Source organism: Polaribacter filamentus (genome assembly GCF_002943715.1).
Taxonomy (GTDB): Bacteria; Bacteroidota; Bacteroidia; order Flavobacteriales; family Flavobacteriaceae; genus Polaribacter; species Polaribacter filamentus.
The window spans coordinates 289,144-301,269 of the sequence record NZ_MQUA01000014.1; the positions used below are offsets into that span (position 1 = coordinate 289,144).

At 32.3% G+C, this 12,126-nt stretch carries 7 protein-coding genes, 1 tRNA gene and 1 pseudogene; 3 read left to right on the forward strand and 6 right to left on the reverse strand.

From position 1 onward, the window contains the following. Window positions 1–143: 143 nt before the first annotated feature. The 3 genes from BST83_RS18010 to BST83_RS18020 form a co-directional block, all read right to left on the reverse strand. Window positions 144–530 carry a hypothetical protein gene (locus BST83_RS18010; RefSeq protein WP_104811132.1) on the reverse strand — a complete coding sequence of 129 codons (387 nt, stop codon included), beginning with the start codon at window positions 528–530 and terminating at the stop codon, window positions 144–146. 139 nt (window positions 531–669) lie between these two features. Then, window positions 670–3,519, reverse strand: a complete 2,850-nt coding sequence (gene polA, locus BST83_RS18015) for a DNA polymerase I (protein WP_104811133.1) — start codon at window positions 3,517–3,519, stop codon at window positions 670–672. Window positions 3,520–3,667: 148 nt separating this feature from the next. Beyond that, entirely contained in the window at window positions 3,668–4,495 is an 828-nt protein-coding gene (locus BST83_RS18020; RefSeq protein ID WP_104811134.1) for a sterol desaturase family protein, read from the reverse strand. A gap of 108 nt (window positions 4,496–4,603) precedes the next feature. On the opposite strand from BST83_RS18020, the gene BST83_RS18025 reads away from it, so the two are divergent. Both BST83_RS18025 and BST83_RS18030 read left to right on the forward strand, forming a co-directional pair. After that, window positions 4,604–5,827 carry a metallophosphoesterase gene (locus tag BST83_RS18025; protein ID WP_104811135.1) on the forward strand — a complete coding sequence of 408 codons (1,224 nt, stop codon included), beginning with the start codon at window positions 4,604–4,606 and terminating at the stop codon, window positions 5,825–5,827. Window positions 5,828–5,914: 87 nt separating this feature from the next. Continuing rightward, window positions 5,915–6,208 (forward strand): thioredoxin family protein, encoded by a 294-nt coding sequence (locus tag BST83_RS18030; protein ID WP_104811136.1) that lies wholly within the window; start codon window positions 5,915–5,917, stop codon window positions 6,206–6,208. Between the two features lie 187 nt (window positions 6,209–6,395). On the opposite strand, the gene BST83_RS18035 is transcribed toward BST83_RS18030, so the two are convergent. Beyond that, window positions 6,396–9,518 (reverse strand): glycosyltransferase family 117 protein, encoded by a 3,123-nt coding sequence (locus BST83_RS18035; RefSeq protein ID WP_104811137.1) that lies wholly within the window; start codon window positions 9,516–9,518, stop codon window positions 6,396–6,398. 171 nt (window positions 9,519–9,689) lie between these two features. On the opposite strand from BST83_RS18035, the gene BST83_RS18040 reads away from it, so the two are divergent. Continuing rightward, a tRNA-Gln gene (locus BST83_RS18040) sits at window positions 9,690–9,761 on the forward strand. A 55-nt stretch (window positions 9,762–9,816) separates the two neighbouring features. On the opposite strand, the gene thrC is transcribed toward BST83_RS18040, so the two are convergent. Together thrC and BST83_RS18050 are read right to left on the reverse strand one after the other, a co-directional pair. Next, window positions 9,817–11,100, reverse strand: coding sequence for a threonine synthase (thrC, locus tag BST83_RS18045; RefSeq protein ID WP_104811138.1), 1,284 nt, complete (start codon window positions 11,098–11,100; stop codon window positions 9,817–9,819). Between the two features lie 76 nt (window positions 11,101–11,176). Continuing rightward, window positions 11,177–12,099: pseudogene (locus tag BST83_RS18050) on the reverse strand (homoserine kinase). Window positions 12,100–12,126 lie beyond the last annotated feature (27 nt).

Below are 12,126 nucleotides of genomic sequence, written 5' to 3' on the forward strand. Positions count from 1 at the left end.
AATCGTTAAACGGTAATTGCAAAATTACGGATAAAAAAGAAACTATTATTGATAGATAGTATCCTCAAAAATCTTCTTAAAAAGATTTGTATACTGATAGATAAAAAATAATTTCAAATTTAATTTAAAAAATCTTCTTTATCCTAGTCGTCAAAACTAGCTGTCGGACAAAATAATAAATCTGTCGGATTGTCAATTTCATATAAATATTGATAGCCTTTAGATTCTTTTTTACAGAACGGTTCTATCAATTTTATCATTTTCTCAAACCCTTCTAAAGTTAAAATACAGAAAAATGTTTCGTTGTCTTTGGTGAGAATTCCTTCATCAGATTTAAACAAGCCGAAAATTAAATTGCAATTGCGCGAAGTTATAAACTCCACTTGAGCTAAATCTAATTTTTGTTTTTTATCAATAACTGTGGCTTTTAAGAGGTCTCTAAACTGAATCGCTTCTGCTTTGTTAAAATTGTACAATCGAACAATATTTTGCTCGTGCCCATCGATGTCTTCAATATAATCTAATTCCATTTTTATTTTTAGTGAAACTCAATTTTAAAATAATAGCGAAGCTATGAATTCAAAGTTGATAGTTGAACCAGCCTTATCGGCAAGCTTGCTAATCCTACTTTTCTAGCGGGATCTGTGTTTTAATATTTCGATAGTTTATTTAATGCGCTTCCAGCCAATTATCTCCAATTCCTATTTCAACATCCAAAGGAACACTCATTTTAAAAGCGTTTTCCATTTCGAATTTAATTATTGGTTTGATGATTTCTAACTCGTCTTTATGAGCGTCGAAAACTAATTCATCATGCACTTGTAACAACATTTTAGACTTAAAATTTTCTTTCTCAAAACGCTTGTAAATAGAAATCATTGCTAGTTTTATAATGTCTGCAGCAGAACCCTGAATAGGCGCATTTACAGCATTTCTTTCAGCAGCATTTCGTACCACAGCATTTCTAGAATTGATATCTTTTAAATATCTACGTCTGTTTAAAACCGTTTCTACATAGCCGTTATCTCTGGCAAAATCTACTTGTGCAGCCATGTATGCTTTTAATTTCGGATAGGTTTCATAATACGTATCAATCAACTCTTTTGCTTCACTTCTTGACAAATCTGTTTGATTGCTTAATCCGAAGGCAGAAACGCCGTATATAATACCAAAATTAACTGTTTTCGCATTGCTTCTTTGTTCGCGAGTAACTTCATCCAAAGGAATATTAAACACTTTTGCAGCGGTGGAAGCATGAATGTCTTCGCCATTTTTAAAAGCATTCATCATTGTTTCTTCTTCACTTAAAGCGGCAATAATTCGCAATTCAATTTGAGAATAATCCGCAGCCAATAAAACGTAATTTTCATCTCTAGGGATAAACGCTTTTCTAACTTGTCGTCCACGTTCTGTTCTTATAGGAATGTTTTGTAAGTTCGGATTGTTAGAACTCAATCTTCCTGTTGCAGCAACCGCCTGCATATATTCCGTATGAATTCTATTTGTCTTCGGATTTACTTCATTCGGCAACGCATCTACATATGTGCTTTGTAATTTTTTATATTGACGATATTCTTGGATATTTCGGATAATTTCATAGTCTTTTGCCAAGTAAGATAAAATATCTTCGCCTGTAGCATATTGCCCAGTTTTAGTCTTTTTAGGTTTATCAACTAACTTCATGTTCTCGAACAAAACGATTCCTAATTGTTTAGGCGATGCAATATTAAATTCTTCGCCTGCTTGTTCGTAAATGTTTTTTTCAAGTCTGTTGATGTCATCCGTGAGCACAACCGACAATTCATTTAAATAACTTGTGTTGATGTTAATTCCTTCAATTTCCATGGCTGTTAATACAGAAACTAGAGGCAATTCAACTTCATTAAAAAGTTTGGTAACGTTACCACTTTCTAATTCTGATGTAAAATGTTCTTTTAATTGAAGCGTAATATCTGCATCTTCAACAGCATACTCTGTTTGATCATTTATAGGCACATCTCTCATAGAAAGCTGATTTTTCCCTTTTTTACCAATCAATTCTGTGATCGAAACGGGCTGATAATTTAAATAGGTTTCTGCCAAAATATCCATATTATGACGCATATCTGGGTTAATCAAATAATGCGCAATCATGGTGTCAAACAAATCTCCTTTTACAGGCATATTGTAATTTGATAAAACTTTGATATCGTATTTTAAATTATGACCAATTTTTTCAATTTCTGATGCTTCAAAAAACGGTCTAAATTCTTCTAAAATTGTTTTTGTTTCTTCTTGGTCTTCCGGAAAAGAAACATAAAATCCTTTGCCAATTTCGAACGAAAAAGAGATTCCTATTAATTCAACTTCTAGCGCCTTTAAACCTGTAGTTTCGGTATCAAAACAAACAGATTTTTGCTGCATTAATTTTTGCAACAAGATTTTTCTTGATAAAGGCGAGTTTATATGTTGGTAAAAATGATTGGTATTTTCGATGTTTTTAAATCCGGATGCAATTGCTTCATCAGTTATACTCCCGGTTCCTGGAGCCGCAAATAAATCAAACTGACCTTCTGCACTTATAGGTGCTTTTTTTGTTGATTTTTTTGATTCTTGTTCAGAATACTCTTCTATAGAATTTACTTTCTCTGTATTTTCATCAGCAAAAGTTTTTGAGAAATTCGTTAATAAATTCCTAAATTCTAACTCGTTAAAAAGTTCGGTTACTTTTTCTATATCTGGCTGGTCTAAAGTGAAATCGGTTGCGTCAAAAATTACAGGAACATCCAGCATAATTGTTGCCAATTGTTTAGAAAGGATTCCTAACTCTTTTGCAGCCTCTATCTTCTCTTTCATTTTTCCTTTTAGCTCATGGGTATTTGCTAACAAATTTTCCATAGAACCGTACGTTGCTAAAAGCTTTTTGGCAGTTTTTTCTCCAACTCCAGGTAAACCAGGAATATTATCCGCAGAATCTCCCATCATTCCAAGAAAATCGATGACTTGTAAAGGATCTGTAATTTCAAATTTCTCTAAAACTTCTGGAACTCCCCAAATATCATAACCACCGCCAAAACGTGGTTTGTACATAAAAATATTTTGGGAAACGAGTTGCGCAAAATCTTTATCTGGCGTTACCATATATACTTTGTAGCCTTCTTTTTCTGCTTGTTTAGAAAGTGTACCAATTACGTCATCCGCCTCAAAACCTTCTTTTACCATAATTGGTATGTGCATGGCTTTTAAGATTTCATAAATATACGGAACAGCTAATTTTATAGCTTCGGGAGTTGCATCTCTATTTGCTTTGTAAGCCTCAAACATTTCAACACGATCTACACTGCCGCCTTTGTCAAAACAAACGGCTAAATGATCGGGTCTTTCGCGTTTAATTACGTCTAACAACGAGTTCATGAAACCCATAATTGCTGAGGTGTCTAGCCCTTTTGAATTGATTCTCGGGTTCTTTATAAATGCGTAATATCCGCGGAAAATTAATGCATATGCATCAACTAAAAAAAGTCTTTTTTGGTCTGACATTGTATCTTTTATTGAAAAACATAAAACTACAAAAAGTTATGATGAGAAGGAAACTTCAAGGACTATTTATAAATGTAAAAATTTCTGATAAAAATTAATTAAAACAGGAAGCGAACTTGATTTTTAGATTAGAAATTAAATAGAGAATTTAAGCCTTGTATTCTGCCGATTTTAGATCCTTTTTAAAAGGTGCTTTTAATTGATATAAAATATTATCTGCTTTTTCCGCATCTAAAATATCAATGCCGTACACAATGTCTTTGGTGTCTTTGTAAACAAAAGTTCCAAAAAGACGATCCCAAAAAGAGAAGATATTTCCGAAGTTGGTATCCGTCCATGGCATTGTATGATGATGGTGAAACTTATGGGTGTTTGGCGAAATAAAAACATAACTAATTGTTTTGTCTACAAAATGTGGAAGCTGAATATCCGCATGCGAAAAATAGGTAAAAAGTACTGTTAAAATGCGATACATTAAATAATACGAAACCGGCAAACCCGCAATTACAATACCGAGTAAAGCAAAGGTTTCTCTAAAAATAAAATCTATTGGATGGTGCCTCGTTCCAGAGGTTACATCTACATGTGTATCGCTATGATGCACGGTGTGAAAGCGCCACATTACTGGAATTTTATGCAACATATAATGCACTAAATATTGAGATGTAAAATCGAGAATCATAATTGCTAAGATGATTTCGATCCAAACAGGTAGGTCAATCATGTTTAATAAACCAAAATTATTGGCATCAATCCAGATGAAGACTCCCACGGTTAAAATGCCAAAAACTACATTAATAATGATGGTAGAAAGCAGCAAAATAAGGTTTGTTTTTGCATGTTTCCATTTGTTGTATTGATGTTTTTTTAACGGATAAATTCCTTCTAAAATCCAAAATAAAGACAAACAACCAGCCACCCAAAAAAACTTTTGCAGACTTGTTAGGTTTTCAAAAAAGGCAATAATAGTATCCATTATTTTATGAAATTTAAAATTCATAAACTTACTAAAAAAACTTTAACAGTAGGTTAAAATTCATTCATTTTTTAACAGTTATATTTGTAAATTATTAAAAATAAATTTATGCCACGTTGGATTTTTCCATTGATAATAGTACTTATTCTAACAGTAATTCTTGAAATTTATACGTTTCAAGCTTTAAAAACGATTTCTAAAAGTAAGTTTTTACGCTATGGTTTTTTGCTTATAAGTGTTGCTGCTTATATCAATTTTTTGGTAATTATGTTAAACTATTCTAGAAGCGACGGGCAAACGCCAAAATTTCAAATGGCGGTTGGTTTATTGCTGACGGTTTTAGTTCCTAAATTGGTAATTCTGATAGTTCTTTTTGGCGAGGATATATATCGATCAGTTTTAAAAGCAATTTCTGCAATCTCAAATACAGATACGCAGCCTTTAGTTGGTCGAAGAAAATTTGTATCGCAAGTTGCTTTGGGTTTGGCTGCAATTCCGTTTGTATCTTTTATCTATGGTATTGTGCAAGGAAAGTATAATTATAAAGTAATAAAATACCAGCTAACGTTTAAAGATTTACCAGCAGCTTTTGATGGATATACCATTACACAAATTTCTGATATTCATTCAGGGAGTTTTACCAACAAAAAGAAAATACAATACGGAGTTGATTTAATAAATGAGCAAAAATCTGATCTGATGTTATTTACAGGTGATATCGTAAATAATAAAGCGGATGAAATGGATAATTGGATTGATGTTTTTAGTCAGTTAGAAGCAAAAGAAGGTAAATATTCCATTCTTGGAAATCATGATTATGGCGATTATATGGATTGGGAAAAACCAGAAGATAAAATCAAAAATTTTCAGGATGTAAAAGATATTCATCAAAAAATTGGTTTTGATTTACTGTTGGATGAACATCGTTATATAGAAAAAAACGGACAAAGAATTGCACTTCTTGGAGTAGAAAATTGGGGAAAAGGATTTAATCAAGCAGGAGATTTGCAAAAAGCATCCGCAAAAATAAAAAAAGAAGATTTTAAAATTTTAATGAGTCACGATCCAAGTCATTGGCAAGAAAAAGTTAAAAATGACGATTTCAACTATCACCTTACCTTAAGCGGTCATACACATGGTTTACAATTGGGAATTGAAATTCCGGGTTTTATAAAATGGAGTCCATCTAAATATGTCTATAAACAATGGGCCGGTTTGTATGAAGAATTTGGTAGATTTATTAATGTAAACAGAGGCTTTGGTTATCATGCTTTTCCAGGAAGGGTAGGTATTTGGCCAGAAATTACAGTAATCGAATTGAAAAAAGGTTGATAATCAGTATATTTATTAAGAATTGTTATATTTGTAATAGTACAATTGTAAAATTATCAGTTTTTATTTCCTTAAAAACGTATTGTTATGACAAAATTTGGAGAATTAATTAGTGTTGATAAACCTGTTTTAATCGATTTTTATGCTGATTGGGACGAGGTTGAAAATAGTTTGGATATTTTAAGAGACGTTGCGGCAGCTCTAGGAGATAGAGCAAAAGTTATAAAGATTGACATTAAAAAGAATGAAACTTTAGCAGATGCTTTGCGCGTTAAAGGGAATCCTACCTTTATGATTTATAAGAATGGCGAAATGAAATGGCGCCAAACAGGACATCAAGATGCAAATACTTTAATTGGCTTGGTGCAACAATACTTTTAGTATTCTAGGCCTTATTATTACATAAAAATACAAACACCAAAGTATCTAATTGAACTTTGGTGTTTGTATTTATTTTTAATTATTATTTGTGTTTTAAATAGTGATCTTTACACTGCTTAAAATCACCGCGATATATACTTTAAATTTAAAAATTTATAAAGCACGATGTTAAATTATAAAACTAGTTTCATTCTGCTTTCTCTTCCGGAATAATATGGTCAAACAATTGTAATGTTTGATTGAATTCGTTTTGAATTTCCAGTACGAATTTTTCATCCGTATCATGCTCTACAATTTGATCGATAACGCCTCTATATAAATATCTAAAAGTCATATCAAATTCATCAAAAACCATATCAAACTCATCCTTAGTGAACGTACTATACCAAACTAATTTGTCTTTAAATAATTTAATTAAGGTTTTTGCCGCGGCTCTCGCTTTTTCTTGTTCGCCTAATTTATAATACATTTCGGGGTATTCCATAGACAAACTGTAATGATCAAAATCCTTGATTGGTAGTTTATCTAATGATAAATCTAACATTTCAATTGCTTTTAAAGTATCACCTTCAATTGCAAAAGCAGCAGATAAGCGCATTAAACTATTTCGTAAAGAGATGGAATTTCTTTTGGTTTGTTCATCTAAATAAATTTTGCCGTCGTTAATATTTCTCCAATCCCACTTTTGTACATTTTTGTACATTTTCTCAGAATCGATTCTACCAATATCAAACAAACTTAGTTCTCTTTCTAATTGTCCGTTTTTATTATAAATTTTCGTTGGTGTTTTTATCGGCACCAATTTAAAAGCAACCCCATCTAGCTGTAAATAATCTTTTAGCCAAATATATTCGCTATCAGTATTAGAACCACCCGTAAAATAAATAGGACGTTCCCAATTAAAATTATTTAAAATATCTAACATTAAAATGGTGTTTTTAGCCAAAGCTCTATCAACAGTAATGTCTATATAAGGCACAATTTTATCTGCATCTTTTTGAGCAACAATACCATATTTTAAAACATTTTCTTTGTTAACCGGAATTCTGATTTTATTAGTTGGCAATATTTTTTCAGGATTTCCATCATCATCTAAATCATAAAAAGTTCTTTTGCTATCGCTTCTAATCCATTTCATATAACTGTCTAAATCTAGCACAGAATCCTTTAATTGAGGAAATAACTCCGCAAAATAATATGCAACATCTAAAGTTCCATATTTATATTCATTGTGTGTTAATTGCGACGGAATAGGAGCAGACTTATAAGAAGCGCGTTTCATTTGGTCAATATACCAATCTGTTTGAAAAAGGCTTGTATTTACTAGTTTTATATCTGTTCTAATGCCTTCTACTTCTTGCATATACCAAAGCGGAAACGTATCGTTATCGCCAATAGTAAACATAATTGCGTTAGGGTCACAACTTTCTAGATACGCTTGTGCATTTAAGCGCGTTGTATATCTGTTTGAGCGATCATGATCATCCCAGTTTTCGAAAGCCATTAAAGACGGTACAGCTAAGATTGAAAGTAAAGTAACCGAAATTGCTATCGGTTTTTTAGGTCCCAAATTTTTTAAATAATCATATAAAGCGAGCACTCCAAAACCAATCCAAATAGCAAATATGTAGAAACTACCAACAACGGCATAATCACGTTCTCTAGGTTCAAAAGGCCTCGGGTTTGTATAAAAAATAATTGCAAAACCTGTAAAAATGAAGAACATAAACAAGGTGAAAAAGTTTTGTTTATCCCATTTTATCTGATATAATAAGCCAATAATTCCTAAAATTAGCGGTAAAAAATAATATGTATTACGACCTTTATTTTCTAATACATCCGCTGGAAGTTGTTGTTGAGAGCCTAATCGCGCTTCATCAATAACATCAATTCCGCTCAACCAATTACCATCAAAAACATCTAGTCTTCCTTGGGTGTCATTTTGACGCCCAACAAAATTCCACATAAAATAGCGCCCATACATATAGCCAAACTGATAACTTACCATAAACTTAATGTTCTCAGCAAACGTTGGTCTACGGTTACTTTTTTTAGGAATACCGGCAATAGCTTTGTACATTTCTTCTGAAGCCGGGTTTACCATTCTTGGTATAAAACCTTTGTGTTTATCAGACCAGTTTGGTAAAACGTCTTTGTAAACATTTACAATAACATATTTGCCATCTTTTTGCTCATACTTTGGCTTATCGTTTTTTGTAGGATTTTTAGCATCTTGCTCTCTACTATAAGAATTTGAGTAATACGTGTCGTAAAAAACATTGGCATCTCCATATTGTTCACGTTCATAGTACGCTAATAACTCACGGGCACTGGATGGATTATTTTCGTTAATCGTTGTATTTGCATTCGCTCTAATTGGCAACATCATCCAAGAAGAAAAACCAATCATAATAAATAATATAGAAAGGATGAATGTATTTGCCGTGATGTTTTTCGTTTTTCTAGTGTAATTTAATCCAAAATAGAACAATGCAATTAAAGTGATTGCAGCGATTATAGATCCTGAATTATAAGGCAATCCAATAGAATTGATAAAAAATAATTCTGATGCACTAAAGAATTTTAAAGTAAAAGGGAATAGAAATTTAAAGACAAACATTAAAACGATCACAGAAATTACAGTCGCAATTGCCGTTGTTTTTAGATTGATTGTTTTATAGGTTTTAAAGAAATATAAGAGTACAATTGCAGGAATCACCAATAAAGAAAGGATGTGAACACCGAATGATAAACCAACGACAAAACTAATAATAATTAGCCATTTATTTCCTCTTGGTTGATGCAATTCACTTTCCCATTTTAATCCTAGCCAGAATAATAACGCCATTAAAAATGATGACATTGCATATACTTCCCCTTCAACAGCACTAAACCAGAAACTATCAGAAAATGTGTAGGCTAAAGAACCTACTAAACTACTTCCTAGAATTGCAATATATTTTCCGTCAGTAATTTCACCTGTTTTTAAAGCCATTTTTTTGGCTAGATTGGTAATTGTCCAAAACATAAATAAAATGGTAAATGCGCTTGCTAAAGCAGACATGAAGTTGACCATTTTAGCAATTTCAGAAACCTCCGAAGTAAACATTGCAAAAAATGCACCTAACATTTGAAAAAGAGGCGCTCCTGGCGGATGACCAACTTCTAATTTTACAGAGGTTGAGATGTATTCTCCACAATCCCAAGCACTCACGGTTGGTTCTAAAGTTAGAATATAGGTAATTAAAGCTATTACAAATGCAGCCCATCCTAGGATGATGTTCCATTTTTTAAATTTTTCTGATGTCATAAGTCACTTAATAATCTGTGGGCGAATTTACTAATAAATATGTAGAAAAGTAAGTTCTCTTGCCTTTTCTGATAATAGTAAAGCTCATAAAAAAATGTTAAACTAAAAATTTATAAAAAAAAGTTTGTGAAATTAAAAGATTGGGTTAAATTTGCACCCGCATAAAAGCATTGGCCTATGGTGTAATTGGTAACACACCGGTTTTTGGTACCGACATTCAAGGTTCGAGTCCTTGTAGGCCAACAAAAAAGTCCTAATAATTTAAATTATTAGGACTTTTTACTTTTTAAAAGATTTATTATTTCATTAAAAAATCTTTTAAGTCTTGATAACTAGATGCTTTAAAAGCAACTTTCTTATTATTGATGATTTTTTTTATTTGTTCCGGAATTTCAACTTTTACAGGTAAAATGTCTTCAACAACGTCTAAAAACTTTACAGGATGCGCTGTTTCTAGAAAAACACCAAATTCATTTTCTTTTAAACCGTATTTTTTTAAACCTAAATACCCAATCGCACCGTGAGGATCTGCAATATAACCAGCATTTTTATAGATTTCTTTCATAGTTGTGCGCGTTTCGTCATCTGTAAAACTATATGAAGAAAAAGCATTTTTAAGTGTTTCTAAATCATTATTAAAAAGTTCCTGTATTCTGATAAAATTACTTGGGTTTCCAACATCCATCGCGTTAGAAATAGTTGCTTTTGATGGTTTTGGTATGTAGACTCCGTCCACTAAATAATTAGGAACTGTATCGTTTATATTAGTAGAAGCTATAAAATGTTTGATTGGTAAACCTATTTTTTGTGCCATAATTCCGGCACAAATATTTCCAAAATTTCCGCTAGGAACAGAGAAAACCAACTCTTTATGTTTTTTGTGTAATTCTTTATAGGCAAAGAAAAAATAGAACATTTGTGGCAACCAACGAGCAACATTTATAGAGTTTGCAGAGGTTAATGTTTTGGTGATTTCTTCATCTAAAAAAGCGGTTTTCACCATTTCTTGACAATCATCAAAAACACCGTCAACTTCTAAAGCAGTAATATTCTGACCTAAAGTTGTGAGTTGTTTTTCTTGAATATCACTTACTTTTCCTGATGGATATAAAATTACCACATTTACGCCTTTTGCGCCTAAGAATCCGTTTGCAACTGCGCCGCCAGTATCGCCAGAAGTGGCCACTAAAACAGTAACTTCGTCATCATTATCTTTGTTGAAATACTCTAAACATTGTGCCATAAACTTAGCGCCAACATCTTTAAAAGCCATTGTTGGTCCGTGAAACAATTCTAAAGAAGCAATATTATGATCAATTTTAACCAAAGGAAAATCGAAAGAAACAGTTTTAGCAACAATCTCTTTTAGTTTTTCAGCAGTAATTTCATCACCGACAAACTGTTTAATTACAGTAAAAGCAATTTCTTGATTTGTATAATCAGAGATATTTTCTATAAATTCTTTTGGAAGTTGTTGAATGTTATCAGGAAAATAGATTCCTCTGTCTTTTGCCAGTCCTTGAACAACAGCGTTTTTAAAGGTTGATTTTGGCGATTTATGGTGTAAACTGTAATAGTTCATTTTTTTTGTTTTTTGTCTTTGATTTTTAGTTTTTAGCGCCGGAGTGAACCAACAACCAAAAACTAAAAACCAACAACTATTTTATGATTCTTATTCCTTCTGGATTTATTTTTGAGATAAACATTTCAAAATCAATTCCTGTATTTTGATAGCTTTCTTTGATCGATTTGTACACTTTTTTTGCAATTTCATCACCTTTACAAAGTGCAAAAATTGTGGGTCCAGAGCCGCTAATTCCAGCACCTAAAGTCCCTGCTTTAACTGCTGCGTTTTTTACATCATCAAAAAACGGAATTAATGGTTTGCGTGCGGGTTCTACAATAATATCAACCAAAGAATTACTGATTAAATTGTAATTATTAGTGTATAAACCGCTAATTAAACCACCCACATTTGCCCATTGTGTAACGGCATCTTTTAACGGAATTTCTATTGGTAAAACGGCTCTAGCGTCTTTCGTTTTTATTTCTATTTGCGGATGAATGGCAACGACTCTCAATTCACTCGGAACGGGTAATTTGATAATTTCTAATGGATTATAGCTTCTTACTAACACGAATCCACCATAAATTGCAGCAGAAACGTTGTCTGCAATCGCAGATCCACAAGCAACTTCTTCACCAAACATGGCAAATTTTGTCAATTCTAGATTAGAATATATAGTACCTAATAATTGATTTGCACCAAAAGCAGCACCAGCAGCACTTGCCGCAGAACTTCCTAATCCGCTTCCTGGAGCAAAACCTTTATGAATTGTTAATTCAATTCCGAAATCAGCATTTGCTTCGTTGAGTATTTTTTTTACAACCGCACTTGCGGCATTTTCATCGACGTTATAGGTTAAATTTGCCCCGTAATATTGGTTATTTTTACGCCTTTTTCTGCTGTTTTTGTAAATGTCATTTCATCACCAACAGCATCTACAGCAAAACCGAGAGAATCAAATCCGCAGGAAACATTGGCAACAGTTGCCGGAGCGAAGATTTTTAAATAGTTCATTTTTTTTAGTTTGCATTTATAAGATTC